This is a genomic window from Alteromonas nitratireducens, assembly GCF_040812025.1.
Taxonomy (GTDB): domain Bacteria; phylum Pseudomonadota; class Gammaproteobacteria; order Enterobacterales; family Alteromonadaceae; genus Alteromonas; species Alteromonas nitratireducens.
On sequence record NZ_JBFNPK010000004.1, the window covers coordinates 75,846 to 102,027 of the forward strand.

27 protein-coding genes are annotated in these 26,182 nt (G+C 52.9%); 8 read left to right on the forward strand and 19 right to left on the reverse strand.

Annotated features, from left to right (window positions below; translation table 11 throughout):
* Positions 1–140: 140 nt before the first annotated feature.
* The 3 genes from AB1N33_RS05320 to AB1N33_RS05330 form a co-directional block, all read right to left on the reverse strand.
* Positions 141–695, reverse strand: a complete 555-nt coding sequence (locus AB1N33_RS05320) for a D-glycero-alpha-D-manno-heptose-1,7-bisphosphate 7-phosphatase (RefSeq protein WP_411270503.1) — start codon at positions 693–695, stop codon at positions 141–143.
* Positions 696–809: 114 nt separating this feature from the next.
* Positions 810–1,616: a flagellin gene (locus AB1N33_RS05325; protein WP_411270504.1), complete on the reverse strand. Its 807-nt coding sequence runs from the start codon at positions 1,614–1,616 to the stop codon at positions 810–812.
* 103 nt (positions 1,617–1,719) lie between these two features.
* A complete protein-coding gene (locus AB1N33_RS05330) occupies positions 1,720–3,102 on the reverse strand; it encodes a CDP-glycerol glycerophosphotransferase family protein (RefSeq protein ID WP_411270505.1) in 1,383 nt (460 codons plus the stop codon).
* 86 nt (positions 3,103–3,188) lie between these two features.
* On the opposite strand from AB1N33_RS05330, the gene AB1N33_RS05335 reads away from it, so the two are divergent.
* Positions 3,189–3,698 (forward strand): GNAT family N-acetyltransferase, encoded by a 510-nt coding sequence (locus AB1N33_RS05335; RefSeq protein ID WP_411270506.1) that lies wholly within the window; start codon positions 3,189–3,191, stop codon positions 3,696–3,698.
* On the opposite strand, the gene AB1N33_RS05340 is transcribed toward AB1N33_RS05335, so the two are convergent.
* From AB1N33_RS05340 to AB1N33_RS05360, 5 genes are read right to left on the reverse strand one after another with little or no spacing between them, the layout of a single operon-like run.
* On the reverse strand, positions 3,658–4,896 hold the full coding sequence (locus AB1N33_RS05340) for an HAD-IIIA family hydrolase (RefSeq protein ID WP_411270507.1): 1,239 nt from the start codon (positions 4,894–4,896) through the stop codon (positions 3,658–3,660). The two genes, AB1N33_RS05335 and AB1N33_RS05340, sit on opposite strands and share 41 nt — an antisense overlap.
* The gene (locus tag AB1N33_RS05345) at positions 4,880–5,716 is read right to left on the reverse strand and encodes an NAD-dependent epimerase/dehydratase family protein (protein WP_411270508.1); all 837 of its coding nucleotides are present in this window, start codon (positions 5,714–5,716) and stop codon (positions 4,880–4,882) included. The genes AB1N33_RS05340 and AB1N33_RS05345 overlap by 17 nt, the downstream gene beginning before the upstream one ends.
* Positions 5,713–6,258: a dTDP-4-dehydrorhamnose 3,5-epimerase family protein gene (locus tag AB1N33_RS05350; RefSeq protein WP_411270509.1), complete on the reverse strand. Its 546-nt coding sequence runs from the start codon at positions 6,256–6,258 to the stop codon at positions 5,713–5,715. The genes AB1N33_RS05345 and AB1N33_RS05350 overlap by 4 nt, the downstream gene beginning before the upstream one ends.
* Positions 6,249–7,490 carry a methyltransferase domain-containing protein gene (locus tag AB1N33_RS05355; RefSeq protein WP_411270510.1) on the reverse strand — a complete coding sequence of 414 codons (1,242 nt, stop codon included), beginning with the start codon at positions 7,488–7,490 and terminating at the stop codon, positions 6,249–6,251. Before AB1N33_RS05355 ends, AB1N33_RS05350 begins: the two co-directional genes overlap by 10 nt.
* A 2-nt stretch (positions 7,491–7,492) precedes the next feature.
* Entirely contained in the window at positions 7,493–8,533 is a 1,041-nt protein-coding gene (locus AB1N33_RS05360) for an NAD-dependent epimerase/dehydratase family protein (protein ID WP_411270511.1), read from the reverse strand.
* A 180-nt stretch (positions 8,534–8,713) separates the two neighbouring features.
* Here AB1N33_RS05360 and AB1N33_RS05365 point away from each other — a divergent pair, with 180 nt between their 5' ends.
* Genes AB1N33_RS05365 through AB1N33_RS05390 form a run of 6 tightly spaced genes read left to right on the forward strand, consistent with a single transcriptional unit; the run spans position 8,714 to position 14,280 of the window.
* Positions 8,714–9,637 (forward strand): GHMP family kinase ATP-binding protein, encoded by a 924-nt coding sequence (locus AB1N33_RS05365; protein WP_411270512.1) that lies wholly within the window; start codon positions 8,714–8,716, stop codon positions 9,635–9,637.
* A gap of 13 nt (positions 9,638–9,650) precedes the next feature.
* The gene (locus tag AB1N33_RS05370; protein WP_411270513.1) at positions 9,651–10,427 is read left to right on the forward strand and encodes a cephalosporin hydroxylase family protein; all 777 of its coding nucleotides are present in this window, start codon (positions 9,651–9,653) and stop codon (positions 10,425–10,427) included.
* Positions 10,427–11,506, forward strand: coding sequence for an NAD-dependent epimerase/dehydratase family protein (locus AB1N33_RS05375; RefSeq protein ID WP_411270514.1), 1,080 nt, complete (start codon positions 10,427–10,429; stop codon positions 11,504–11,506). The genes AB1N33_RS05370 and AB1N33_RS05375 overlap by 1 nt, the downstream gene beginning before the upstream one ends.
* A gap of 11 nt (positions 11,507–11,517) precedes the next feature.
* Positions 11,518–12,678 carry a DegT/DnrJ/EryC1/StrS family aminotransferase gene (locus AB1N33_RS05380; RefSeq protein ID WP_411270515.1) on the forward strand — a complete coding sequence of 387 codons (1,161 nt, stop codon included), beginning with the start codon at positions 11,518–11,520 and terminating at the stop codon, positions 12,676–12,678.
* A 1-nt stretch (position 12,679) separates the two neighbouring features.
* Positions 12,680–13,666, forward strand: coding sequence for a TIGR00180 family glycosyltransferase (locus AB1N33_RS05385; RefSeq protein ID WP_411270516.1), 987 nt, complete (start codon positions 12,680–12,682; stop codon positions 13,664–13,666).
* A 14-nt stretch (positions 13,667–13,680) separates the two neighbouring features.
* The gene (locus AB1N33_RS05390) at positions 13,681–14,280 is read left to right on the forward strand and encodes an SIS domain-containing protein (RefSeq protein WP_411270517.1); all 600 of its coding nucleotides are present in this window, start codon (positions 13,681–13,683) and stop codon (positions 14,278–14,280) included.
* Between the two features lie 6 nt (positions 14,281–14,286).
* Here the strand turns inward: AB1N33_RS05390 and AB1N33_RS05395 are convergent, their stop codons facing one another.
* From AB1N33_RS05395 to neuB, 7 genes are all read right to left on the reverse strand, one after another.
* The gene (locus AB1N33_RS05395; protein ID WP_411270518.1) at positions 14,287–15,333 is read right to left on the reverse strand and encodes a hypothetical protein; all 1,047 of its coding nucleotides are present in this window, start codon (positions 15,331–15,333) and stop codon (positions 14,287–14,289) included.
* Positions 15,334–16,293: a Gfo/Idh/MocA family oxidoreductase gene (locus AB1N33_RS05400; RefSeq protein ID WP_411270519.1), complete on the reverse strand. Its 960-nt coding sequence runs from the start codon at positions 16,291–16,293 to the stop codon at positions 15,334–15,336.
* An 8-nt stretch (positions 16,294–16,301) separates the two neighbouring features.
* Positions 16,302–17,267 carry a Gfo/Idh/MocA family oxidoreductase gene (locus AB1N33_RS05405; protein ID WP_411270520.1) on the reverse strand — a complete coding sequence of 322 codons (966 nt, stop codon included), beginning with the start codon at positions 17,265–17,267 and terminating at the stop codon, positions 16,302–16,304.
* 3 nt (positions 17,268–17,270) lie between these two features.
* Positions 17,271–18,338, reverse strand: a complete 1,068-nt coding sequence (locus AB1N33_RS05410; protein ID WP_411270521.1) for a nucleotidyltransferase family protein — start codon at positions 18,336–18,338, stop codon at positions 17,271–17,273.
* A gap of 126 nt (positions 18,339–18,464) precedes the next feature.
* Positions 18,465–19,670: a UDP-N-acetylglucosamine 2-epimerase gene (gene neuC, locus AB1N33_RS05415; RefSeq protein WP_411270522.1), complete on the reverse strand. Its 1,206-nt coding sequence runs from the start codon at positions 19,668–19,670 to the stop codon at positions 18,465–18,467.
* Positions 19,655–20,470, reverse strand: a complete 816-nt coding sequence (locus tag AB1N33_RS05420; protein ID WP_411270523.1) for an NAD-dependent epimerase/dehydratase family protein — start codon at positions 20,468–20,470, stop codon at positions 19,655–19,657. Before AB1N33_RS05420 ends, neuC begins: the two co-directional genes overlap by 16 nt.
* Entirely contained in the window at positions 20,467–21,516 is a 1,050-nt protein-coding gene (gene neuB / locus AB1N33_RS05425; RefSeq protein WP_411270524.1) for an N-acetylneuraminate synthase, read from the reverse strand. Before neuB ends, AB1N33_RS05420 begins: the two co-directional genes overlap by 4 nt.
* Before the next feature lie 206 nt (positions 21,517–21,722).
* Between neuB and AB1N33_RS05430 the strand changes: the two genes are divergently transcribed.
* The gene (locus AB1N33_RS05430; protein WP_411270525.1) at positions 21,723–22,628 is read left to right on the forward strand and encodes a hypothetical protein; all 906 of its coding nucleotides are present in this window, start codon (positions 21,723–21,725) and stop codon (positions 22,626–22,628) included.
* Positions 22,629–22,632: 4 nt separating this feature from the next.
* Here the strand turns inward: AB1N33_RS05430 and AB1N33_RS05435 are convergent, their stop codons facing one another.
* From AB1N33_RS05435 to AB1N33_RS05450, 4 genes are read right to left on the reverse strand one after another with little or no spacing between them, the layout of a single operon-like run.
* Positions 22,633–23,457: an SDR family oxidoreductase gene (locus AB1N33_RS05435; RefSeq protein ID WP_411270526.1), complete on the reverse strand. Its 825-nt coding sequence runs from the start codon at positions 23,455–23,457 to the stop codon at positions 22,633–22,635.
* Complete coding sequence (locus AB1N33_RS05440; protein ID WP_411270527.1) at positions 23,450–24,157, reverse strand: acylneuraminate cytidylyltransferase family protein; 708 nt, start codon at positions 24,155–24,157, stop codon at positions 23,450–23,452. The genes AB1N33_RS05435 and AB1N33_RS05440 overlap by 8 nt, the downstream gene beginning before the upstream one ends.
* The gene (locus AB1N33_RS05445; protein WP_411270528.1) at positions 24,154–25,188 is read right to left on the reverse strand and encodes a Gfo/Idh/MocA family protein; all 1,035 of its coding nucleotides are present in this window, start codon (positions 25,186–25,188) and stop codon (positions 24,154–24,156) included. The genes AB1N33_RS05440 and AB1N33_RS05445 overlap by 4 nt, the downstream gene beginning before the upstream one ends.
* Before the next feature lie 12 nt (positions 25,189–25,200).
* Positions 25,201–26,175, reverse strand: coding sequence for an NAD-dependent 4,6-dehydratase LegB (locus AB1N33_RS05450; RefSeq protein WP_411270529.1), 975 nt, complete (start codon positions 26,173–26,175; stop codon positions 25,201–25,203).
* Positions 26,176–26,182 lie beyond the last annotated feature (7 nt).

Consider the following 26,182-nt stretch of genomic DNA (forward strand, 5'->3'; position numbering starts at 1 on the left):
AATTCCCCGATAACGCGTTGTTTTTATATAGTTTAGCGCATCTGCAAATTGTAACGACAAACCGTTTGAGCGCAACTACAAGTTCTAATAATACGGCGTCTTTTCAGTCTAGCACGCCAGACAGGGTTCACGGCAAGGATTCAGCCGTGTTTCTGATACCAGTCGATAATCATCGGCACTGCATCAAGCAGCGAGTCAGCATAACCAACGGTGGGTTTTGACGCGTCATCGCCGTTCTCATCATCGCCCAGTTTCAGTCCCTGGACACCGGCATTGCGGGCGGCAACCATATCACGGGGATCGTCTCCGACATAAATGAGGTCGGATAAGGTCAGACCGTGTCGGTCGGCAAGCGTAGTAAACATCCCGGGTTTCGGCTTTCGGCACTGGCACGATTCGGTGAAATGTGGACAGAAAATAATATCGTCGATAGCGATGCCGTGCCCGGCCAGTTGCTCACACATGTAGCGGTGCAGCGTATTCACCTGCGCTTCGGTGTACAACCCTTTGGATACACCGGCCTGATTAGTAATCACCATGAAGCGGAAGCCAGCCTGGGTCAGCAGCGCAAGTGCATCAATCACACCGGGTAAAAATTCAAACTGGGAAGGCAGATAAATGTAACCGTGACCCGGCGCTTTCACGTTGAGCGTTCCGTCACGGTCCAGAAGAAGGACTTTTTTGTTACTCACCATTTGTCTCTACTGCGATTTCTCGGGGTACAGGGTAGCATTTACCGTCGTGTCTTTACACGGACAAAAAAATAGGCGCCCAAGGGCGCCTATCTTGCGTTATCTGATTGGCGTGCATTAGCTGAGCAGTGACAGAACCTGTCCTTGCTGCTGATTAGCCTGAGCCTGTACAGAAATGGTTGCCTGATTCAGAATGTCGTTACTGGCCTGCTGCGATACGGCCTGCGCATAGTCGGTATCCTGAATACGGCTTCTTGCTGCGGCTGTATTCACGTCCGCCTGTGACAGGTTTCGCGCCGTGCTTTCAAACTGACTCTGCACAGCACCTAAGTCTGAGCGTGCTCCACCCACTGTTTCGATGGCTGCATCGGCTGCTGCCAGCGCATCATCGACACTGGTGCCGCTGGTCAGGTCAATCGACAGGATATCGCTAAGCTGGCTGCCAATGTCAGTGGTGGTGACATCTAACGACTGGTTTGCATTCGCGCCAACCTGGAAACTGAGTAAACCATCCTGAGACAACAGCGGCTTACCTGCAAACTCAGTACGTTCAATGGTCTGCGAGATATTATCCTGCAGTTGGGTAATTTCAGACTGAATCGCCTGGCGATCGGCATCGCTCAGGATCCCGTTGCCTGCCTGAATAGTCAGTTCACGGATACGACTAACATCGTCATTAATACCCGACAATCCGCCTTCGGCTACCTGCGCCAGCGAAATCCCGTCGTAGGCATTACTGATAGCCTGACGGTTACCTTCAACCTGCGATGTTAAGCGGTCGATAATCTGCTGGGCTGCTGCACCATCAGCAGCGCTGTTGATGCGCTTGCCACTGGCCAGTTTTTCAGCCAGGCTGGTCTGCTTTTCCTGGATTTGCTGCAGTAGCGAACCCGTTCCGGCAATGCCTGAATTGATGTTGTTCATAATTTCACCTCTCTGCGTGAAGTATAGCAGAGGCATGATGTATCTCAACTGCAGGTATCACGTATCACACCAGCCATTCATACCCCGGTATTGTTTTTAATACCTAACACAGCGAGTCGAGGTACCTGACCAGCGCCGGACAGGCAGGCTCGGCCACCATCTGATACCGCTGACGCAGCGCTTTGCGCTGTTGTGCACCACTATCCCCCGTCAGCTCAGAGGTGATAACCTCAATCAGACTGTTCGCATCACGCACCATGGGCCCGGCCATAAACGCTGTCTGTTCTATCACATACTGCCCGCGTACCGCTGCGTAATGTTCATAGTCATAGCAGTAGTGAATAATGGGTTTGTCACACAGCAAAAAATCCAGCGCAACCGACGAATAATCGGTAATCAGCAGGTCAGCCTCGGCCAGCCACGGATAGATGTTCATGCGGCCGGGATACACGGCAATACGTTCACAGCCCGGCATCGCCTTAAGCACATTATCACCGCACAAAAAGGGATGGGTTTTCACCAGACAAACTGCGTTAATCGCCGCCAGTGTGTTGTCCAGTGCCCGCCAGTCAATGGGATAATCATTGTTGCCGTCATCACGATAGGTTGGCATATAAACAAGCAGTTTGCGTCCACGGACAAAGCTATCCATCACCCCTTCATCCACACAGTTCAGCCAGCAGCGTTCGGATCGTGTCTGCAGCAAAGCATCGTTTCTGGGATACCCCAGCGCTTTGTAGTGCTGCGCCTTAAACATCGACGGGAAGACGTTGTCGTTGAACCAGGCCGAACTGGACACAAACGTGTGATCCATCACGTGCGCAAAATGCCGGTTACCCGCCAGATATTTAAACGGCAGGCCATGCCAGAGCTGAATGACCGCTTTTTTAGTGCGAAGATGGTTAAACACCGGATCGGAAAACTCGTGGTCGACCACCAGTACCTTAGCCCGTTGCAACAGCCAGCGGCATATCAGTGGGTGGCTGTGCTGAGCCGGATGCTGTTTATCCACTGCATTTTTTACCACCAGGCTGACACGGTGGTTGTGACGTACATGAAAATCAAAGGCTACCAAAATATTGGTATCTGCAGCCCCCTCAGCATAATAAACAATGCCGCTGGCGGGCAGACAATCCAAAACCTTGCTCACCCATTTTCGCCACGTTCGGCTGAGACGTTTCCACAGCGATAGCGGGGGCACAGCACTTACGCTGACAGCATCGCTGCGGGTGGCCAGTAACACGGTGTTTTTATTAAATCCTCTGGCAATGAGGCCCTCGGCAATCGCCAGCTGGTATTCGCCCGGCGCCACAACAACCGCATCGTACTCTTCAGCCGTTTCGGGGCGGTTAATCACGCCAGGACCGTGTTTCAGATTATCAACCCGACCAAGCACCTGTGCGCCTTTTTCAGTTAAGGTCTGTGACAGAGCACGACCGGCAGGATTATCCGGCGCAACATACACCCGTTTGTTTTGCCAGGTCATGGTTGTGTTGGTCTTCGCGTTCACTGTTTGGCTTTTACCGGTTAACTGATAGTATCAGTGTAAAGTTAAAAATGTGATTGATGCACATGTCACAGACCATCCGGCCTATCTCTTACGAATTCTTGTCCGGCGATGCGTTCCGGCGCTTTTTGTCCCGTTTCGATGAAGGCTTCAAGGAAAACACGCGGCTTGATGCTGCCCCGTGGCGCTATTTTACCCTGCCCCATTTCCGATTTTTCATGCTGGGCTCTGACACCGACGTCCAGGCAGTCATGGTCACCAGTGTGCATGATTCCAGCGAACACCTGAACTTTTTGTACGTCGATGCTGCGCAGCGCAGTCTGGGCCTAGGTGAAACGCTGATGACATTCTGGCAACAACAAGCCAGCCGGCCACTGTTAACCATCCACGTGAAGCAAGATCTGCAACGCACCCAGGCGTTTTACGCCTCGCTGGGTTTTGCCGTTGCCGATCTTTCCGATCCGCCGGCAAACCTTCGCCCCTGGATAGATAAAGCCCTCGCCTTTTCTGCCGACACGTATGACGATGCTGTACTTATGTGGCGCCAGGCCGCTGAGCCTGATAAAACGCGATAATATCATCCACCGCATCGGTCAGCCGTGATACCGTTCCAAGCGACGCATCCACAGAAGGCATATCATCGTCACCATTGTGCAGGAAGAGCCCATGGGTACCCGCATTTTCCGCCGCCTGCATGTCCCTGGGATCATCACCAATATAAATCACATGACGCAAATCAAGCTGATGCTCACGCTCACAGCGCAGGAACATGCCCGGCGCGGGTTTTCGGCAATCACACTGCGCGTCCCAGTGGTGAGGACACAGGTACACCGCTGACACTGTCACACCCTGTCCGGCGAGCTCTGTTATCATTCTGTCATGCAGCCGGTCAACGTCCTCACGCTGATATAAACCTCTGCCAATTCCGGCCTGATTGGTGATCACAATAAACTCGAATCCCTGTGCTGCCAGGCGCTTCATCGCGGTTACGGTATCGTCGATAAAGGTAAAGTCTTCCCACCGGTAGACATATTCGCCGCGCGGCGCTTTCTGATTGATGGTGCCATCGCGGTCAATCAGAATCACTTTTCGCGGTGTCAGATAGCGTGCCAGCAGCTTCAGCCGGTCAGGATCAGAAATACTGAAATATGCTGGCTGCGTAATCGTCGCACTGGCTTTACCGTGACGGATAGTGTCAACAATCACTTCGTTAAAGTTTTTGGTACTGGCGCTGATGTGTGGCGTCAGTTGTTGCCAGTCGACCAGCATGAAACCAAGCTCAACATAGCGGGCCTCGGGGTCCTTGCGGCTGCCGTCATACCGCATCACTCTGCCCTTTGACAGCACCAGATTTCCCGGACTTTTCGGGTGAACCAGCAAATGTAATGCGGCGTCTGGCGAGGCGTTCTCCAGGTGCCTGGTAAAGCTGAAGCGCGAATAGTTGTCGGAATACATCAGCATAAACTGCTCATCAAACAGTGCGCGTGCGGCCCATACCCGCTCCCCCGTGTCTGCGCTTTCCGGCAAACGGGAATAATCAATCTGCAGTGAGCCGTACTGGCTGCCAAAGTAATTCTCTATCTGTCCGGCCAGGTAGCCTGTGAGCAGCACTACCCGCTCAATCCCATAGCCCGGTAACTCGTCGAGTAACACCTGCAAAAAAGGGATGTCGTTCACTTTCACCATAGGTTTCGGGCAATGGCGGGTCAGCGGCATCAGACGTGTGCCTCGTCCTCCGGCAAGAATGACGGCTTGTTTAATGGTTTTTGACATACTCTACCCATGCGCGTAACGCCTCACGCATCTTTGTATCAGGCGCCCAGTTAAACGTCGTTCTGAGTCGGGTCAGGTCGGCAAACATCCCGGTTTGTGCGGCTTTAGGGTCTGTCAGTGGCAGATCATGCCAGAGCGCATATAACCAGTCTGCAATTTGTTGCACGCGGATTAAACGCCCCTGCCCGAGGTTATAACAGCCGCTTTGTGCCGTGGTCTCCAGCATGTTCGCCAGTCCCCGGGCTACATCACTGACGTGCACAAAGTCCTGCGCCGCCTGAGGATTGTTAATTTCCGGGCGTTCGCCTGCGGCAATGGTAGTCAGCAAACTGGGAATGAGCGAGCCCGCACGCTGACCCGGTCCATAGACATAAAACGGGCGCGCCCAGAACAGAAGACGGTCGGCCAGCTGTTGCTGCGCCTGCGCGTAAATTCGCAGCTTGGTTTCTCCGAAGCGATCAAGACTGGTACCAACCTGCGCTTCATTCACTGCCCCACTCAGTCCACGGTATTCCATGCAGGTCCCGGTGATAACAATACGACGACAGTCGGTATGGCGAATCGCTTCAAACAGATTCATGTGCTGCTGATAATTGCGCGCACACATCGCTTCGCTGAAATCCGGGATCCCTTCCCATGCCAGGTTTACCACTGCATCAGGCTGTTCCTGCTCAAACAGGGCAAGCACCTGGTCACGGTCATTCAGGTCGAGCGGCGAAGCGTCATCGGCCCGGGAAGGGGTAATACAGTCGTGATGCGCCAGCAAAGGCAGCAACGCACGACCGATAAATCCACTCGCGCCGGTTATCAGCACCTTCACGAAATAATCCCCGCCTCTCGCAGGGTTGGCAGCGCATCGTCGCGTTCTGAAATCAGGGTGACAGGTTCGGGCCACGGCACTGCCAATTCCGGATCGTTATAATGAAATCCGCGGTAGGAGTCAGGCTGGAACGCTTCCGACATATAATAGTGCACCAGCGTGTTATCCCGCCGCGTCAGAAACGCATTTGCCGTACCCGCCGGGATCAACAGCGATTTCCGGTCCTCTGCTTTTAGCTTGCACACCTGATACTGTAAAAATGTCGGTGAGTCAGGCCGTAAATCCACGGTCACATTCCACAGTTCACCGGATAGCACAGTCAGGATTTTTTGTTCGGCATACGGGGCCAGCTGGTAGTGAAAGCCGCGCAGCGTGCCGCGTGTCGGATTCTCAGACAGGTTACCCTGTGCTACCTGAAAATCGATACCCTGTTCGCGCAAGGCGTGCTCACAAAAATGACGGCGGAAAACGCCACGCTCATCACTGAAAGGCTCTCCCCATATCAGATACATACCATCGAGCGATTGCGGTACTACTTGCATTTCACACTCACTTCATAGGGTAATGGCTGAATAATGTCGCCGTTAAAGTCCAGTTCGTCACGTAAGATAGCAATGATTTCGTCGGCAAAATTCCACGCCAGCAACAGCACAACATCGGGACGGACTGTATCCATCACCTCAGCTGGCGCGCCGATTGGAATATGCGTTCCGGGCGTTAGCCGGTTATGTTTCATTGGGTTCTGGTCGGCAATACGTGCAATCAGGTGATGATCGAGCCCACAGTAATTCAGCATGGTGGAGCTGCGTGCTGATGCGCCGTACCCGACAATCACCGCGCCGTCTTCAACATAACGACTGACCGCATCATACAGCGCGGCTTTATGCTGTTCACAGGCCAGGGCGAAAGTCTGCCAGCTTGCTGCACTGTTAGTTTGCGCCTGTTTTTCTGCCGCCAGATGCGACAATAATGCGTCACTCTTTGCGCGCTCTGTATGGCTGAAATACACCACCACAGAGCCGCCACTGATTGGGCTTTGCGTGATATCAAAAATACGCAGGCCGTGACGGGCAAGCAGATTTTCCAGCGTCGTCAGCGTGAAATAGAAGAGGTGTTCGTGATAGACCGAATCATAATGCAGTTCTTTCTGAATGATGCTGGCATCGTGGAACTCAATCACACCGGTGCCATCCGCTTTCAGTAAATGCGCCATGCCGGCAATGACATCGTTCACATCGGCAACGTGCGGAATGACGTTACGGGCAATCACCACATCCGAGGGGCCGTTTTGCGATAACACATGGCTGGCCGCAGCCATGCCGAAAAATTCTGCATAGGTCGGGATCCCGGCTTCTTCCGCCATCGCGGCAATGTTGCGCGCCGGATCAATTCCCTGTACCCGATGTCCGAGGCTGGCAAACGGTTTAAGAAAGGTCCCGTCATTGCTGGCAACTTCGCTGACATTCAGCACTGTGGCACCGGCCACCCGGGCAAGGACTGACTGACAAAATGTGTTGGCATAATCGCGCGTCGTCTGCGCCGTTCCTGACACCCAGACGTAGTCACGGAACAGGACATCAGGCTGAACCGTTTCGGTCAGCTGAACCAGTTCACAGGCCGGACAGTGACTGAGTTCGAGGGGTACCCTGGGTTCATCGTCGGTTAACGACGACAACAGGTTATTTGCCAGAGGCTGGCGGCCAAGATCTAAAAACGGTGCCGGCAATGCGGTATCGCAGACCCGGCAGTGTGTTATGCGCGTTGCAATACTCACGCTTATCTCCACGTCAGTGATTCATCAAGCTGACTGTCTGCCAGCAGGGACTTCAGACAATTCAGGCGGTTGGTTTTCACACCGGTAAAATCCGCCTCACTGAAACCGTATTTTCTGAAATTCGCGAGCATGTCCTTACCACCATCTGTCAGACTCCAGCGTGGCTGATAGTAGTCGCCCAGTTCATCATTGATTTTATTAAAACAGACCCGGTAGGTGCGGCTGTCATTGCCGTGTTCGCCGGTGAACACCAGTTCACTGTCGGGCAGCAGTTCATGCACCGCCTCAGCAATGTCTCTGACCCGGTAATTCACATTGCGAATACCGACATTAAAAGACTGCTTCTGAATCAGCGCAGCCGGTGCTTCAAGCCCGGCGATAAACGCACTGCATACATCCTGGACGTGGATCACCGGTCGCCACGGTGAGCCGTCACTTTTTATCTCGATACGCCCGCGGGTGTACGCACAGCACAACAGGTTATTAAAAACGATGTCAGTGCGCAGGCGCGGACTGAACCCGAATACCGTTGAAGGCCGGAAGCAGACAACCTCAAAGCTGTCGTCTGCCATCTCCAGCAGCGCCAGTTCGGCATCCCACTTAGTGCGCGCATACGCGGTAATAGGATTTTTCGGCGCCTCTTCATCGAGTTCGCCTTTGGTGTCGTCGGCGATGCCGTACATGCTTTGCGACGATGCATAAACGAAGCGCTTCACGCCTGCGGCTTTTGCCAGCGTTGCCAGGCGCACGGTGGCGGCATAATTTATTTGCTCGGTCAGCTGCGGTGCCAGTTCGCCGAGCGGGTCATTGGACAATCCTGCAAGGTGGATGATCGCTTCGATACCTTCAAGATCAGATGCACTGACATCCCGGATGTCTTTGTTGATTGAGGGATAATCATCAAATGTCGGCGCAATTGCCTGCGCGGCATAGTAGCCGGTGTCAAAGCCGGTGATTTTATAATCACGTTCGGCCAGCCGGGAGGTCAGTACCGAACCGATATAGCCTTTATCACCGGTCACCATCACCGATTTAAACGTCATTTTTTACTTTCCTTTCAGTTAGATATATGCCTGGCTGTGAGTTTGATTAAATACTAAAGAACTGCCAGAATACGCCGATACCTTCGTAAACATACTATCGCACAAACCGAGCAAAACTTTATGATAATTTCCCGTACTCCTTTACGAGTCAGTTTTTTTGGAGGAGGGTCAGACCTGCAGGTGTATTACAAGAAATCACCTGGTCTGGTCTTAAGTACGGCAGTCGATCAGTTCATCTACATCACCGTTAATAAAAAGTTCGACGACCTCATTCGGGTCAGCTACTCCAAAACTGAAATTACCGACAGTGTCGATAAAATCGAACACAACATCATCCGGGAAGCGCTAAAGCTGGTCGGTATCGAGAAAGGCATTGAAATTGTCTACATGGGCGACGTCCCGCTTGGCAGCGCAGGAACAGGGCTCGGTTCATCCAGTGCGCTGGCGGTTGGCGTGCTTAATGCGTTGTATGCCTACACGGGTCAGCATATTGACGCAGAAACACTGGCGCAGCAGGCGTCACAGATTGAAATTGATATTCTTGGCAACCCCATGGGCAAACAGGATCAGTACGCCAGTGCCTACGGTGGTCTGAACTCCATTCAGTTTAATGCGGACGAGTCGGTGTTTGTTGATCCGGTGATCTTCTCACAGGAAACCAAAAACATTCTGGAAAGTAAGTTTCTGATGTTTTATACCGGCATCGAGCGGCTTTCCAGCTCAATTCTGGGTGATCAGCAATCTAACATCAAAGATAACTACGCGCAGATAAGTCAGGTCGTCGAACTCGCCCGTCAGGGTATCGATGCCCTGCGTCAGAACGACATTGCGTCGATCGGCCCGCTGCTGCATGAAAGCTGGCTGCTCAAGAAGCAGTTTGCTCAGGGTGTGTCCAACCAGGTGCTTGATGACATCTACGACGCCGCAATGAAGGCAGGCGCAGCCGGCGGCAAGCTGCTCGGTGCCGGTGGCGGAGGCTTCTTCCTGTTTTACTGTGAACCTGAGTATCAGGAGGCAGTGCGTCAGGCGCTTGGCCATTTGAAAGAAACCAAATTCCGCTTTGAGCCTCAGGGCAGCAAGATTATTTACGTCAACAATCCGTAACGGAGTCAGAACAGTGAAATACACCCTCGATGACCAGGCTGGCACCATTGTTAATGAACAAGGTGAAACGCTCGACATGTATTCTCCGCAGGGGCTGGCTCTGCTTTCAGACTGGTGGCTGAAGGTATCATGGGACCAGAAGCACCTGTATTCCTTTACCTGGCTTGGCCGTCCGATTATTCAGCACCCTGAAGATCTGGTCAGGATCCAGGAAGTGATTTATCAGCAAAGCCCGGATGTGATCATAGAAACCGGCATTGCGCACGGCGGCTCACTGGTGCTTTCGGCGTCTATTTGTAAGGCCATGAATAAAGGCCGCGTGATTGGCGTCGATATTGAAATTCGTCCGCACAACCGCACGGCTATCGAAGCGCATCCACTGGCGGACCTGATCACCATGTATGAGGGCAGCTCCATTGATGAAGCGCTGGTGAATGACATTAAAGCCTCGCTGAATCCGGATGACCGCTGCATCGTGATCCTCGATTCGTGTCATGATTATGATCATGTATATCGTGAACTGGAGCTATACAGCCAGTTTGTTCCTGTCGACGGTTATATTGTGGCCACTGACGGTTCCCAGGAATACCTCAACGTGACACCGCGCGCGAAAGTTGATTATCCGGCCTGCGGTGACTGGGATAAAAACAATCCTAAACGGGCTGCCGAAGACTTCGTGGCTGCGCATCCTGACTTCGAACTTTGCGAGCCGGACTTTTTGTTCAATGAAGGCAATATCAACTACCGTATTACCCACTGGCCTTCTGCGTTCATTCGGAGAATTCGCTAATGGCGCAGGCGAAACGCATTCTGGTTACCGGCTCGCTGGGCTACATCGGGTCGCGGCTGGTACCGTATCTGGTTGAACACGGCTATGCTGTGACGGCAGTCGACACCGGCTTCTTCCGCGACTGCCTGCTATACCCGGAAGCGTCGCGCGGCGACTTCACCTACTTGGATGTGCGTGATCTTGATCGTGAGGCACTCAACAACGTTGACGCGCTTATCCATCTTGCCGGTATTTCCAATGATCCGTTTGGTGATCTGATGCCGGAGCAGGTGTACGACTCATCAACCCGTTATTCTGTTGAACTGGCGCGCTGGTGTAAGGAACTTGGGGTTCGCTATGTGTTTGCGTCGAGTTGCTCTATTTACGGCAGCGCCACTGAGCCAGTGGTAACCGAGTCGTCGGTACCGAACCCACAAACCTTTTATTCGCATAACAAACTGGATATCGAAAATGAAGTTGGCGCCATGGCAGACGGCTGCTTCCAGCCGGTGTTTCTGCGCTTTTCAACGTTATTTGGTCCGTCCCCCCGTATGCGATTCGACATTGTGGTGAACATGCTGACCGCCATGGCATTTGCCAATCGCGCCATCATCCTGAACTCTGATGGCATGGCAAACCGCCCGTTCGTTCACATTGAAGATGTCTGTCAGTCGTTCCGATGTGCCCTGGAAGCACCACTTCAGGGAGACCAGCCTGTCATCGTGAATATTGGCAGCGACAGTGAGAACTATCGCATCATTGATATCGCACGCATGATCTGTGAGATGGCCGGCAACTGTGAATTACGTTCCCTGGCTGATGTCAGCAGCGATAAGGACCGTGAATTATTCAAAGACCGGAAGCTTCAGGACGGTGTTGACAGCCGCGACTACCGGGTCAGTTTTGATCACCTGAAAACGGTGTTCCCGGACTTCACGCCACGCTGGACGCTTCGGGCCGGCATTGAGGAATTGTTTGCATTGTTTGATCGCCTGTCACTGACTGAGGCGATGTATAAATCGCCACAGTATTATCGGCTGCAGACCATGGATGCCCTGTATACCGGTGGCCGTATTGACGATAATCTGCGCTGGCGATAAGCGGGGTGAAAATGCTGTCACCGTCTCCAAAACGAATTCGTTCTATAGCCCCTTCCATCACCCAGCAGGAAATTGACGCCGTCACCGACGCCGTTACCCACGGCTGGTTTGATAATATGAGCATGCACCTTGACCAGTTTGTTGAGGAATTTTCTGCGTACTGCGGCAAAACCTATTGCCTGCCGGTGAGTCATGGCACGGCGGCAATCCATCTGGCTCTGCTTGCTGCGGGTGTCGGGCCCGGCGATGAAGTGATTGTGCCTGACAGTACCTGGGTGGCATCGGCCAGTCCGGTACTGCACATCGGGGCTACGCCGGTACTGGTGGATGTTGAGCCTGACACCTGGTGCCTGTGTCCTGATGCCTTCGAACGGGCAATCACAGAAAAAACCAAAGCAGTAGTGTGCGTCGATTTGTTTGGCAGCATGGTCGATTTCGAGCGCATTATCCCGCTTGCCCGCGCCCATTCAATCGTCGTCATTGAAGACGCCGCAGAGGGGCTTGGCAGTCGCTACCATGGCAAACCTGCCGGAGCTCTCGGTGATATCGGGGTATACAGTTTTAATGCGACCAAACTGATCATGGGTGGTCAGGGCGGCATGCTGGTGACCGACAACCCTGACTGGTTCGAAAAAGCGAAACGTCTGTCTCATCATGGCATTGATATGCAGGCCAGCGGCAAATACTACTGGTCGACAGAGCTGGGCTTTAACTATAACTGGAGCAATATCAACGCGGCACTCGCGCTGGCACAGTTACGCCGGGTGGATGAGCTGATTGCCCATAAACGCGCTGTGTTCCACGCCTACCAGAGCGGACTGGCTGATTGCCCGTATGTAACGCTGAACAGCGAGCCTGACGGCGTGTTTAACTGTTACTGGATAACCTGCGCGGTGGTAGACCCTGCGCTCGGGCTGACGAAAGAGGCACTGAAAACCAGGTTTGATCCCTACAATGTGGATGTTCGGCCATTCTTTTATCCATTAAGCGCCATGCCTCCCTTTGCGGACACCAATCCCGACGCCGAAAAGCGTAACCCGCACAGCTATGCCTTGAGTGAGACGGCCATCTGTCTGCCCTCAGGCTATGACCTCACCATGGAGGATGTGGGCTATGTGTGCGAACTGCTCAAGCACCTGCTGAACACACAGGCCAGGACACTGGAAGGATAACATGAACAGGCTGCCCGTTACGGTCCTTATCCCAACCCGAAATCGCCCGGCGTACCTGGCCCGGTGTCTTAGCTACTACGCGCCACACCTTGACGAGCTTGATGTCCTGGTACTGGACTCAAGCGACGATGGCGAGAGCGAACAACTGTGTGCCGACATCGAGCGTGTACGTTATCAGCGTTACGACGCCGCGACTTCGTTTGCCGGTAAACTCGCTCACGGCGGCACCCTGACCCAGGCGCCGTTTGTCACTGTCTGTTCCGACGATGATTTTATTTTCGTCGAGGGCATCGCGGCATGCGCACGCTTTTTGGCAGACCATGACGACTTCAGCTGTGCACATGGTAAATACCTGCGCCACTGGATCGAAGATGACGGTGAACTTCGGTTTGCGGAAACCTACCGCGGTCACTACGCTACCCTGCTGGATACTGACCTGCCGGCCATCACACGTCTGCAGTGTCACGTCAACGATTATGTCCCGACATTCTATGCGGTGACCCGCACGACTGTCTTCACCGATATCTACGGCGCCACTGATCATGCCGGGGTCGAGTTTGGATTGTCTGAGGTTCTTCCGTCGTTCTTAAGTGTGATTGCCGGCAAAATTGCGCGCCTTCCTGTGATGTACGCGAGTCGTGAATCTCACCGTCACAACTGGGTAACTGAGGAACGCAAACAGCAAATGTACAGCGCCGATAAGATCGCCGTCGCAATCGCGTGGTTATCACAGCGCTTGCCTGCACAGGACACAGAAAGCCTTCAGGCGTTATTAAGTGTGGGTAAAGGCATGACCGCCGTACCATTAGCGTGTAATATCGAAAAAATGCGGACTGAAAAAACAGCCCGTGATTACCACACACTCAAAATAACTAAAGAAGAACTTGACTGGGCCGTTAATGTATTAACAGACCTGTTGCTGACCAAACAGGCCTACAGCCGTCAGGAAATGATAAAGCTGCGCGAGGCACTTTATCTGAAAGTATAAATGGTGAGGTTTCCATGAACACATTGCAGCAGTATTCCCACGATTTAAAAGCCGCACTGGATAAGCTCGACTATGAAACCCTGGAGATACTGTCGCAAAATCTGTTTGACCTGTGGCGTTCCCGTCGTCGTCTGTTTATTTGCGGTAACGGTGGCAGTGCAGGTAACGCGATTCATATTGCCAATGACTTCACCTACGGTATCAACCCGCACGGACTTGCGCTGGATGTTGAGGCCCTGCCTGCCAACCCGGCGGTTATGACCTGTCTGGCCAATGACATTGGTTATCAGAATGCGTTTTCCCACCAGCTGAAAGTAAAGGCGCAGTCCGGCGATATCCTGATTGTGCTCTCCGGCAGCGGAAACTCACCGAATATCGTCAAAGCGCTCAGGCAGGCTAAGCTGATGGGCGTCACCAGTTTTGCGATTGTTGGCTTTGACGGGGGGGAAGCAAAGCACCTCGCTGACTACGCGATTCATGTTGATCTGAATGACATGCAAATCGCCGAGGATATTCAGGTGATCATCGGTCACATGATGATGAAGTCGCTGTTCAAAACGATTTCGGATTATCAGAAAGTACCGCTCGAACAACTCTCTAAAAAGGCTCGCTAACGTCTGTTACAGCAGTAACGTCTCAATTCGCGGGTCGGTTTTAAGGTAGTCCAGCAATAGCGAAATTATCTGCAAATTGTCTGTGCCAGGCATGTGAAAGACATGCGCATGCCGTGCGGCCTCCCAGGCGCTGATATCTGGCGTGGCACTGACCACATGGATCGCAGGAAAGCACAGACTGCAGGTCGACAGCGCGGCTGAAAAGAAACTGACCAGGGTCGCGGGCGGACAGTCATGCCCGGCAAGCCACACCTCTACCGGGCAATCCAGGCGTTTAACCGTAAAGCCGGTTTCGCGTTCAATCACATCTAATAACGCCTGCGCAGTGATCCGGTGAGGCTGATAAATAAACTGCTTGCCCGGAAATCGGGCGGCAATGCCATTCAGCAAACGGATGTACTCTTCCAGAGAGATGTAATCAAGGGCTACAGCTCCCGTTCCCATTATCATCACCTGTTCATCATTAACATGATGATGGTCAACCCGCATCAGGGACATGGGGTTTGGCACAATATCCAGCCAGGGAAGCGGCTCAAGCTTAAAAATAGTAAACAACGTAAGGTGACGGGGTTGTTCTGTGCTGACGCCAAACTCTTCCCTGACTTCATTAGCCGCAGTCACCCGCTGAATATCGTTATCAACCGGGAAATCAAAAAACAGCCCCTGCCTGAAACGTAACGCGTAGAGCATGACGGTGGAGTTACCATCGTCCATCAGAACGGGGGACTGAACATCCAGGCTACACACAATATCCCGTTGCCAGTGCTGACGGATATTGGAAAAAAAGACATGGTCGTAGTGTTGCGCTTTAAGCCAGGGAAGATGCCGGGCATACGCAGCAACGCGCGCTCTGATATCGCCCTCTATGCGGGGTACATTGATTAACCGTCCGGGATTCAGCCTTGTTAACTGTTGCTGCAGCTGGGCATAGCCGTCTGCCCTGGAGACATCAACCGTAATAATGTCGTAGTGGTCGATGCTGAACACCTGCAAGGCTTCCTGCAGGTTGCTCACCTGCATGGGGGTATCGATGACAAACAGTGCCTTAGTCATTTAACTGTGCACCCTTGTATCGTGCGAATAGTTCCCCATCTTCTCATACCATGCCAGACGGAAAATCTGTTCACTGAGGGTACACAGTGCGCGGCATTCACCAGCAACAAATGCCCTTACCTGTTGCAGTAAGCCGGGCTTAAAGTGCATGTCAGCGTCATCATCGATTGCAACCGGCTCCCAGGTAATTTCACCACGTCGTTGCTGCCTGAGTTGTTCCATCGGTGACAGCTGTAAACTGCGTTCAGCGGTACTGACCACTACGCCCCACCGTCCGGCTGATTGCCAGTTACCCTGATAACTGAATAACGCACCAGAGGTTGTATTGCCTGCGCCTGTCATTATTGCAGCGGAGCGATGCCAGGCGAGCGAACCGGCCTGAAAACATTGCATGGACACAGGCTCACCACCGAGGTAAAACGCAGCGTCTATAACATGCGCAGTGTTAGCGATAAGCCAGCGCTGTTTGACGTCGTCGGGCAAATCCAACGGCGCAATTTTATGCGCCCACTCAGTCATTTCAATGTCGAAAGACAGGGCGCCGCCGTCCTGCTCAATGATAGTTTTCGCTGTCTGTACCGAGGCAAAAAAACGGCGGTTATACGCGATATACACCTGCGCCCGGGCCTTTTTGGCTCGGGTTTCTAATGCGCGCAATTGCGAGGCATACAGCCCGCCGGGTTTTTCCAGCAGGATCTGCCTGACGCCATAATCAATAAGCGTCTGACAAACATCAGGCAGTGCAATGACATCAACCGCCACGATAGCGCGCTCCGGCAGTTCAGGCTGCGTCGCCAGAAACGATTCGAGGCCCCCGGCCTGCACTTCAACACCGCATGCCTGCGTAAATGCAGAGGCTGACGCGTGTGAACGACCTACCACCGTCACGGGCAACTGTAAATGGTTGAGAACATGGCAGTATGCCTGGGCCATTGCGCCAGCCCCAATAAGCCAATTCATATCATCCCTTATGTTATCGGACAGGCAGCATCCGCCGTCTGTGTCAGACCAAATTGCGGCAGCAGCGCCGTAATGAGTGGTTCATGCAAAGCGGCTGATTGTGCGTAAGACGGCAACGGGCAATCTCCCGTCGCCATTAACTGCGTGATCACTGTCGCGGTTAACTCACTCTGATAAGGCGGACGAGGGCCGCTACGAAGACAGTCACCGTCCCGATTATCCCGATAAACCCGGCCGGTGGCCTCATCTATCTCCCAGTCGAGGCCGGACTGATTGATGGCCACGGAATACGTATTGTACCTGTCCTTGTCTGACTCACAGTGCAGCGTCAGCTCGCTGCCATTTGCAAACTGGCAACGAATTGTGCCCATTAATTCCTGATAACCGTCACGTTTACTGGCAAGCGGCCCGGATGTTGACTGCACCTCCACGTTCTTGAGCGCTTCACCGCTTAACATCGCGACCAGATCAATAAAATGAATACTGTTACACGCCAGCCCCCAGTCTGCGCCGGAGACTGTTACCTGCAATGGCGCAGGCGACAGCAATGCTTTCACATCCTGATACAGGGCATACAAACGACGCGGGCAATTCACATAGGCCTTGATACCGTGCTGCTGCAATGTGTTTTGCATGGCGGGGAAATCACGCAGGCGTTGGAACAACACCTTTTCAAAAATCAGGTAGGTCGTGCGACACACACCAAGAACCGCCATGGTTACGTCATAGCGAATGGCCGCATTGGTTGCGATGATTATCACATCATACGCTGGTTTAAGGTTACTGACCGCGGTGAAAAACCGAACCTCCCGGGCATGGTTTTGAACCTGCGCCATCCGGTCGGCGGCGCGCCTGGCCGACAAGGCGGAGGGTTCCAGCACATCAATTGCTGCGCCCGCGACAGTGACCAGCGACTGTAAATGCCGCGACCCTAATTCACCTGCACCAACTAAAAGAATTGTGGGTCCTGCCACGTATTAAAAATCCCGCAAGGTTTCACTGACTATCTGACGCGCTTTTTTAAAATCATCCAGCCGTCCGATATCCAGCCAGTCCTGTTCAAGCTTAAAATGATTAATCTGGCGCTTTTTGTTGAGTTGTTTACTGATCAGTGCTGGCATATCGAGATACTCACCCGCTTTGATTTGTGCAATAAGTTCAGGCTCCAGCACATATATGCCCGCGTTGACGAAATAATGCTGAATCGGCTTTTCGACAATCCTGGTAATGGCATGTCCCTGCGTATTCACTACGCCATAAGGGACCTGATATTCGAACTGTCTGACACACATGGTTGCATCGCCCCCCTGCTCTTCATGGAATGCCAGCAAGGAAAGAAAATCCGTATCGGTAAGCAGATCGCCATTCATGACAAACATCGGCTCATTAATCTGCTCTTTCGGCAACAATCCTAATGCGCCGGCAGTACCTAACGGTTCGTCTTCATGCACGTACTCGATAGTGACGCCCCACTTACTGCCATCACCAAAGTGACTGACTATCTGCTCAGCCATATAATGGGTTGAGATGAAAAAGCGGTGAAAACCTGCCTGAATAAAACGCTGCATAATAAGCTCCAGAATGGGCTTATCCCCCAGCTTAAGCATGGGCTTGGGGCAACTTTCCGTAAGCGGACGCAAACGCGTACCGAAGCCGCCCGCCATCAGGCAAACTGCATTGTCCAGCCGGGGCTTTTGCAGCAGATCATACAGAAACTCAATTGATAAAATCTTGTTATCGTCATCAACGACAGGCAGTAACAGAAGCTGATAGCGTTCCATACAGGCAAGAATACGCGTTGTGCTCCAGTCTGCAGTAGCCACAATGGGTTTACTGTGCATGATACTGTCGACACGATCGCTCAGCTGGATGCCGCGAATAAGCGCCCGGCGCAAGTCACCATCACTGACAATGCCCAACAGATGCTGGTCGGCGTCTGCCACCACCAGGTTACGTTTGCCTTCAGCGTCCATCTGCTGGATCGCATCGGACAGCACCATGTCAGGTGCCACCAGTATTTTTTGCCAGTCATTAACCTTACGCATTGCACTTACCCTACCGTTACTCTTTGTTGTCGGAGCATCCTGCGCGATATCCTCTGATGCACCAGCGTCTTATGCACCGGTACTGTTACTGACTGTATCGACCAATCTCTGCTTACCTTAACCCTGTCACGTCTGCTGAGTTGCTGTAAACAGGGTTTTCTTCGCTATCAGGGCGTTATCCAACGCAACCGAGCACAACACGTCGACAATTTGTCTGGCGGCGGTACCATCACCGTACGGGTTATGTGCACTAAAACAGCGCTGTCTGAATGCGTCATCAAACAGGCATGTCTGGACAGCCGCCAGAATCGCCTGTTTATCATACCCAACATCTATCAGGTTTTCAGCCCTCAGGCGCCCATCCTGACGCGACCCGATATTCACTGTCGGACAGCCAAAAATCGGGGTTTCCTTAATTCCGGAAGAGGAGTTACCGACACAGGCGACACGCCGCTGCGGATCTCTGGCAAGGGCCAGCATACCGTGGTAGTAGTAACTGCCCATAGATGGCGTGAGGTACACGTCTTTAGTATGTTGTGAGGCAAAGTCCGTTAATGCCTGAATGATCCGTTTGCCGCCCGCGTCATTGTTTGGATACGTTAAAAACAGCTGTACGCCGTTTTCCAGCAAACGCGTAAGTGCACCTAATGATGCCAGGATCTGTTCTTCTGCTTTATCAAACTGTGTCGTCACCGAATGCTGGGTAAACACCACAATCGGACGGGACAAATCAACCGGCCAGCGCGTCTCAATTTCATGTTCAGCGGCGAGTTTTCCCTGCACTATCGCATCGATGGACGGCAGGCCGACGTTGAAAACCCGCCAGGGCTCTTCGCCCAGTTGCTTTACATTCAGGCTGGCAGCATGATTTGTGGTGAAATGCAGGTGCGATAACTTCGTCATGGCGTGACGTACACTGTCATCGAGCGCGCCTCCCTCGGTCACGTCACCCCCTTCAATATGTCCAACCGGAATACGCATTTGTGCCGCCGCAATGACCGCAGAAAAGCCTTCAAAGCGGTCTGCATATACTAACAGCATGTCCGGCCTGAGCTTCTGCAACGCGCTGGCAACCCCCTGTATGCCGTCGCCAATGGCGAGCGCGGTCGAATACAAATCGTCATCGGCAAGATCAATGGCAATTTCTGCAGCAATATCCAGTTGATTGTCATGAATGACGTCGATAGTCCGCCCGAAATTCGGATCAAGATGTGCGCCCGCCACCAGTAACTGTAATTCCAGTTTGTCACTCGCGGCAATCTCCTGAATCACCGGCAACAACAGACCAAACTCCGCCCTGTTACCGGTAAATACTGCTATTTTTCTGCGCATGGCTGGATCCTTACTAACCGTTCAATTCCATCGGCAATCGCGACAGCGGGCTGCCAATTGTAACATTTCTGCGTCTGTGCAGAGTCTAGCACCACGCAGGAAAAAGGCTGTGGTGCACGTTCTGTCACCGTAAAGTCATGGTTACCGGCAAACTGTGTTGCCAGCGAGACCAGTTCACTGACGGAGGTGCCGACGCCTGTACTGACATGGTGGATCCCCGTGTTCTGCGTGAGTGCCATGGTCACCAGAATTTCAGCAACATCTTCCACCCAGATATAGTCACGCACGGCGCTCAGGTTGAAGACCTCTATCGCCCTGGCCCGGCATTGTGAGAGCACCGCAGAAACCGCATTATTCATTGCCATACCGGGGCCATAGACATTGCTTATACGCGCAACCGTCCCCCCTGCATGGGCAAAAATTTGTTCATTGTCCAGTTTATTGCGCGCATAGAGATGAGAAGCAAATGGCGCTTCTGCAGACACGATGGGTTTGGCGGATGGTGCATAAACGGCCGCCGATGAGGCGTAAACGCAATGCGAGAACCCTGCCTTTGCCAACGCGTGACTAACCCGGCTCTGGTGACGGGCTTCCTGCTCTGTGAGCGCGCCCAGCGTGCGCGTTTCTGCAAGATGGATCAGGCAGCCGTCGCGAGGAATACTGGCATAGTCTTCACACTGAACAATGTTACTCAGCAGCGGTGCTGAGCGACTGTAGCCGATGACATCGAGTTGGTGTTGCAGGCAGTAACGCAATACTGCCTGACCGATAAACCCATTGGCGCCGGTAACCCGAATCACTGCTCTGCTACATCCTCAAAGGCCAGCAGAGCATCGTCTTCGATATCACGTGCAGCGGTTTTGCCCAGCAGTTCTTCATACGATTTAGCTTTGAAGTCGCCCACACCGGGTCGCTTCACCCAAAGGTTATCCCTGGTGAAAACGTCACCTTTTTTGATCGGGGCGGTCGTGACAACCGACGCATAGGCAAAATCGATGGTAGGCTGCTCTGCCTCAACAGCACCTTTACTTCCACCACGTTCCAGCTTAAGAATTTTCGCCCCTTCAATCAGCTCGCTGAGTGCTTGAGGATCCATTGAGCAAACGATGTCCGGCCCTTCCCGCTCCATCGTGTCGGTGAAATGCCGCTCCAGAATAGACGCCCCCAGTGCAACCGCGCCCAGGCAAGCCAGGTTATTGGTGGTGTGATCTGACAAGCCGATTACCGCATCCGGAAAAGCCTCTGCCAGTTCCTGCATTGCCCCTAAGCGCACCAGCTCCGGTGGCGTAGGATAGACATTGGTGCAATGCAACAAGGCAAATGGCGTACGATACTTTCGCAGGATCTCTACTGCCGGACGCACCGACGCGATTGAGTTCATTCCGGTGCTGAGAATAACCGGTTTCCCGAATTGCGCGATGTGCTCAATCAGTGGATAGTTATTGCATTCACCAGAGCCAATTTTATAGGCCGCCACATCCATTTTGCGCAAACGGTCTGCTGCAGCCCGTGAAAACGGCGTGCTGATAAATATGGCGCCTTTTGACTCCACATAGGCTTTCAGCGCAATCTCATCGTCTTCAGACAACGCGCAGTTTTCCATAATCTCGTAGATAGACTCTTTGGTGTGGGAGGGAATGACATTTTTAGCAACCTTGCTCATTTCGTCTTCCACTACATGAGTCTGGTGCTTTATGACTTCGGCACCGGCGCTCACCGCAGCATCCACCAGGGCTTTGGCCTGTTCCAGTGAGCCGTTGTGATTGATCCCGATTTCTGCGATCACCAATGGATCGTACCGATAACCAATCTTACGACCGGCAATGTCAAATTCATTGTTAATCACTTCGCCCCCTTGCACAGCGCATATTGATGTGTGGCATAAAAATTCAGTATTCGGTCAATAAATCGGCCATGGGGCCGATATGATTGGCATTAGGTAGGCAGACACCACTTTTTTTGGGTACCATCATCTGATGTAACCTGTTTTTGTTGTTTGCCTTAGTAACTACCCGATAAACAACAAAAAAAGCATCGGAGTACCCATACGACATGGCCGCACTAACACCGCAAGATTCTACTAAAGATATTGAAATTTCCCCAGACTTTCAGCAAGTAAAGGAGAAATTGTCCGGCTTTTCAGTCGCCAGCTTCAATGATCCTGAACAGGTTAACCGCTATGTTGATTGTTTTGATTTACGCACTCTCTGCCAGCAGGTAGAGGCCGATCGTCTGGCCAGTCAGCATTCAGCCCTGTCCCGGACTGTATCGGCATTTGAGGAAAAACCTTTTGAGCCAGAATATGACGACCTGTGTCGCCTGCACTATCTGGTGTTGAGCAGAAAGTGTGTGAATATTATGGAATTTGGCAGTGGCTTTAGCACAGTAGTCATGGCCCATGCGGTAAAACTGCTGCACCAGCACTTTGAGGGCTTTGCGCGCGCGCACTTTCGTGCCAACCAGTTTTTCCACGTCTATTCGGTTGAGGAAGAACAGCGTTTTCTGGAAATTACTAATCAGCGCCTGTCATCCCGGTTTTCACCGTTTGCAACAGTAAACCGCAGTTCGGTAGAAATGATTACTCACGATAACCGTATTGCGACGATTTATCGTTCGCTACCGGACATCTCACCAGACTTTATCTATCTGGACGGCCCGTCATTGTTTGGTACGACGGCTGAAATCAACGGTTTCACGATGACTAACCCGTGCCGTATGCCGATGTCCGCAGATATTCTGCGTTTTGAGTTCTTTTTAGAGCCCGGCACACTGATCCTGGTGGATGGCAGAACGGCGAATGCCCGTTTTCTCAGGAGCTATCTGCGTCGAAACTGGGCGTATCACCACGACAAAGATGGTGATATTCATTACTTCGAGCTACAGGAAGATGCGCTCGGCAAAATAAACCAGACGAAACTGGACTTTTGTCTGGATAACACCTGGTTATTGCCGCTGTAGGCAATTACCAGGCTGTTAAGCCCCCGTCTACGATAAACTGCTGACCGGTACAGTATCGCGACGCGTCACTGGCAAGAAAGATGACCATGCCAATCAGATCATCTCTGTCCGCCATCCGCCCCATTGGCGTGCGGTTGGCATAGCGTTCAACAAAGGCCTCATTATGGCCGTTGTACACGCCACCCGGCACCAGGGTATTCACGCGAATGCCCTTTTCCCCCCAATAGGTCGCCAGCCATTTTGTCAGGCCGTGTACGCCTGCTTTACTGGCGGAATAGGCCGGGAATGAGCTAAACGGCATACCGTCGTAAACCCGGTGGTCAGGCGCCACGACACCATAAATACTGGACACATTGATCATGCTTCCACCGCCACTGGCCAGTAAAGCTTTGCCCCCTTCCCGCGCCACCAGAAAGACACCGGTCAGGTTGGTCTGCATCACTTTTTCCCAGACCGACAGCGGGTAATCTTCAAAAGCAGAGAAAACATCGCCGGCTTTCATCAGGTGTTCACCTGTCGCAGCCGCATTATTCATAACCACGTGAACCGCGCCAAAATGGGACTTGGCGGCAGCAAACAATGCCTCGACAGAGGCCTCATTGCTCACGTCGCAATTCATACCGAGAACCTGAGCCCCGGTTTCCCGTGCCAGTTCTGCCGCGCGCTTTTCAGGCTCTCGCTCTGCCAGATCGGCCATGACCAGTTTGGCCCCGCGCAGGGCAAACGCTTTGCAATAGCCTGCACCCAACACACCGGTACAGCCGGTTATCACCACAACACGGTCGGTTAAATCAAAACGTAAGGCTTCCTGACTGGCTGCATCAGACACCGCGGCTCTCCTGTTTTTTACGCATCAGATATTCAATTAAGGTGAAGTCAAATTCACTGTCGACATCGAGACTTTTGTCAGCACCAATATCATAGCCCTGAGTTTTGCCACTCAATAACCCCGTACCGCGGCGCAGGTACGCAGGGTCGAGTACATAAATAGACGCCACATGCTCAAACACTTTCGGCGCATCCTGTCGCCTGACGATAGGCGCAGGCAGCTTTTTGCTGATTTGCAGCGTGCCATCCTGTATTTCCAGCATATTAAAGTAGGGATTTTTACGCGCCTCGCAAACTGAAAACACGGCATCAACGTTTGCCGCTTTAAACTGCGCGATCGCTCGGGAGATATCCTCAACGTCGCGCAGCGGCGACGTACAATCGAGGTCGACGTACAGGTCAATGGGTTCATCATAGTGGGCATCACAGGCTTCCAGTGCATGCTGCCAGACCTCCCACTTGCCGGCCTTGTCGTTGGCCAGGGGTTCAGGCCTCATGAACGGAACGTCTGCGCCAGCGGCCATCGCAGCATCAGCAATCGCCTGGCTGTCGGTTGATACAACGACCCGGTTAATCTCCGGGCAGGCCAGAGCCTGTTCAACGGTCCATGCAATTAACGGCTTCCCCAGTAACGGGCGAATATTTTTACCCGCCAGCCCTTTTGAGCCGCCCCGGGCACCGATAACACAAGTAATATTCACGTAGTTAACTCCTCAAGGGAACAGGTAGTTGCTATATCGGCGGGACAGACATATCGCTTAGCCGCCGCCGACAGATGTGCTGCCAATGCCACACGTAAGGCCTGCTCACTGTCAGACAATGAACTTGCCGGAGGCAATGCTGGCGACTGAATGCGTGCCAGAAAGTACTGCATGTGTTCGAGAAACATCTGGTTGCGCTCAAACCCCGTGTCCACCTGATGAACACATTCAGGGGCAACGCCGGGACGACTCAGTGTAACTGTACCGGCACTGTCATCCCACACAAGGACGCCACGGCTGCCTACGATTTCCAGTGTGCGATGATACAGCGGACGCACATAGTCCATATGCACCTGCGCAACAACACCAGACTGTAATGTCAGCCCAACCTGAGCAATCGCTTCGGTTTCTATTTCAAGCGCATCCCAGTGGCGGGTCATTGCCACTACCTGCTCAGCCCGCCCTCCCAGCCACTGGATGGCATCCAGTTCGTGGACAAGATCAAGAATAACGCCGCCACCGCAGGCACGCTTAGCGCCATAGCCCTGACGATGATCCGTATCCGGACGCCAGTCAGGTAACCACTGCCCAACCGCAGCACGCAGATAGGCAATCTCACCAATCATGTCCTGTTCAAGCGCACGCTTTATCCAGACCAGATTTGGCTGGAAGCGCAGCATGAAGCCCGCTTCGACCACGCAGGCATTCACGTTAACCGTGTCAGTCAGTGTGGCAACACCCTGCAACGAAGCGCCGAGGGGCTTTTCGATGAATAGCGGCAGACCAAGTTCTGCAGCCCGCTGCGCAACCTCGATATGCTGATGGGTGCTGTTCGCCACGACAATCGCGTCAAACTGCCGCATTACGCTGTCATCGAGAGACTCACAACGCGTCACTCCGTTAGGCAGACTCACCACAGACTGACCGCGCTGAGCCCGGTAGCTGAAGGCTGAAACCTGCTGCCCAAGTGCCAGCAGATTCCGACAATGCCGCTGACCGATAGAGCCGGTTCCGACAACCAGGACGTTCATGAGCCACTCTGGTCAGACATTGTACTGGTTCGCTTTATAGTGCTTAAGGTTGTCAGCGTTGGTAAACCAGTCGATGGTCTGCCGCAGTCCGTCACGAATAGAATAGCGCGGAGCAAACCCGGTCAGCTTTCTGATTTTGCTGTTGTCGCCCCACAACCGGAACACTTCAGATCCCGCCGGGCGCATTCGCTGCGGATCGGTAACAAACTCGACGTCGCTCCCCATCAGGTCACGGATAAGATTGAGCGTATCAGCCACCGAGATTTCATCATTCGTGCTGATATTCACTGTTTCCCCGACGGCCTCGTCACATTCAGCCAGTGCGATGAAACCTCCGCAGGTATCCAGCACAAAATTGAAATCGCGCGTAGGCGAGGTGTCACCTAACTGAATCTGCGTCATACCACTGGCAATCTGGCTGATAATCGTAGGGATTACCGCACGCGCCGACTGACGCGGTCCATAGGTGTTAAACGGACGGGCGACGGTGACCGGAAGTTCAAATGCATTGAAATAGCTCATCGCCATGGCGTCTGCGGCAATTTTAGAAGCACTGTAAGGCGATTGCGGTTGCAGTGGATGCGCCTCATCAATAGGCACGTATTGCGCCGTACCATACACTTCACTGGTTGAGGTCTGAATAAAGCGCCTGACGCCATGTTTCAGCGCCGCCTGACACATATTCAGGGTACCCGTCACGTTGGTTTCAACATAACTCTGGGGAGCAATATAGGAATAAGGAATAGCAATCAGCGCGGCCAGATGGAAGACCACCTCGATGCCGTCACACAGGGTGTCACAAAAAAACGGATCGCGGACATCGCCCGCAACTACCTCAAGACGGTCGTGCTGACAGCCCTCAAGCCAGCCCCAACTGTTGAATGAGTTATAACAGACCAGCGCTCTCACCGAATGACCTTTGGCCAGTAACAACTCGGTCAGATGCGAGCCAATAAAACCATCTGCACCGGTAACCAGGGCTTTCATGTGTGTA

What these genes read in the sequence shown, in the direction of transcription:
- AB1N33_RS05320 (WP_411270503.1), bottom strand. Translation starts at nt 695, where the DNA reads ATGGTGAGTAACAAAAAAGTCCTTCTTCTGGACCGTGACGGAACGCTC.
- AB1N33_RS05325 (WP_411270504.1), bottom strand. Translation starts at nt 1,616, where the DNA reads ATGAACAACATCAATTCAGGCATTGCCGGAACGGGTTCGCTACTGCAG.
- AB1N33_RS05330 (WP_411270505.1), bottom strand. Translation starts at nt 3,102, where the DNA reads ATGACCTGGCAAAACAAACGGGTGTATGTTGCGCCGGATAATCCTGCC.
- AB1N33_RS05335 (WP_411270506.1), top strand. Translation starts at nt 3,189, where the DNA reads ATGTCACAGACCATCCGGCCTATCTCTTACGAATTCTTGTCCGGCGAT.
- AB1N33_RS05340 (WP_411270507.1), bottom strand. Translation starts at nt 4,896, where the DNA reads ATGTCAAAAACCATTAAACAAGCCGTCATTCTTGCCGGAGGACGAGGC.
- AB1N33_RS05350 (WP_411270509.1), bottom strand. Translation starts at nt 6,258, where the DNA reads ATGCAAGTAGTACCGCAATCGCTCGATGGTATGTATCTGATATGGGGA.
- AB1N33_RS05360 (WP_411270511.1), bottom strand. Translation starts at nt 8,533, where the DNA reads ATGACGTTTAAATCGGTGATGGTGACCGGTGATAAAGGCTATATCGGT.
- AB1N33_RS05375 (WP_411270514.1), top strand. Translation starts at nt 10,427, where the DNA reads ATGGCGCAGGCGAAACGCATTCTGGTTACCGGCTCGCTGGGCTACATC.
- AB1N33_RS05380 (WP_411270515.1), top strand. Translation starts at nt 11,518, where the DNA reads ATGCTGTCACCGTCTCCAAAACGAATTCGTTCTATAGCCCCTTCCATC.
- AB1N33_RS05385 (WP_411270516.1), top strand. Translation starts at nt 12,680, where the DNA reads ATGAACAGGCTGCCCGTTACGGTCCTTATCCCAACCCGAAATCGCCCG.
- AB1N33_RS05390 (WP_411270517.1), top strand. Translation starts at nt 13,681, where the DNA reads ATGAACACATTGCAGCAGTATTCCCACGATTTAAAAGCCGCACTGGAT.
- AB1N33_RS05395 (WP_411270518.1), bottom strand. Translation starts at nt 15,333, where the DNA reads ATGACTAAGGCACTGTTTGTCATCGATACCCCCATGCAGGTGAGCAAC.
- AB1N33_RS05400 (WP_411270519.1), bottom strand. Translation starts at nt 16,293, where the DNA reads ATGAATTGGCTTATTGGGGCTGGCGCAATGGCCCAGGCATACTGCCAT.
- AB1N33_RS05410 (WP_411270521.1), bottom strand. Translation starts at nt 18,338, where the DNA reads ATGCGTAAGGTTAATGACTGGCAAAAAATACTGGTGGCACCTGACATG.
- neuC (WP_411270522.1), bottom strand. Translation starts at nt 19,670, where the DNA reads ATGCGCAGAAAAATAGCAGTATTTACCGGTAACAGGGCGGAGTTTGGT.
- AB1N33_RS05430 (WP_411270525.1), top strand. Translation starts at nt 21,723, where the DNA reads ATGGCCGCACTAACACCGCAAGATTCTACTAAAGATATTGAAATTTCC.
- AB1N33_RS05445 (WP_411270528.1), bottom strand. Translation starts at nt 25,188, where the DNA reads ATGAACGTCCTGGTTGTCGGAACCGGCTCTATCGGTCAGCGGCATTGT.
- AB1N33_RS05450 (WP_411270529.1), bottom strand. Translation starts at nt 26,175, where the DNA reads ATGAAAGCCCTGGTTACCGGTGCAGATGGTTTTATTGGCTCGCATCTG.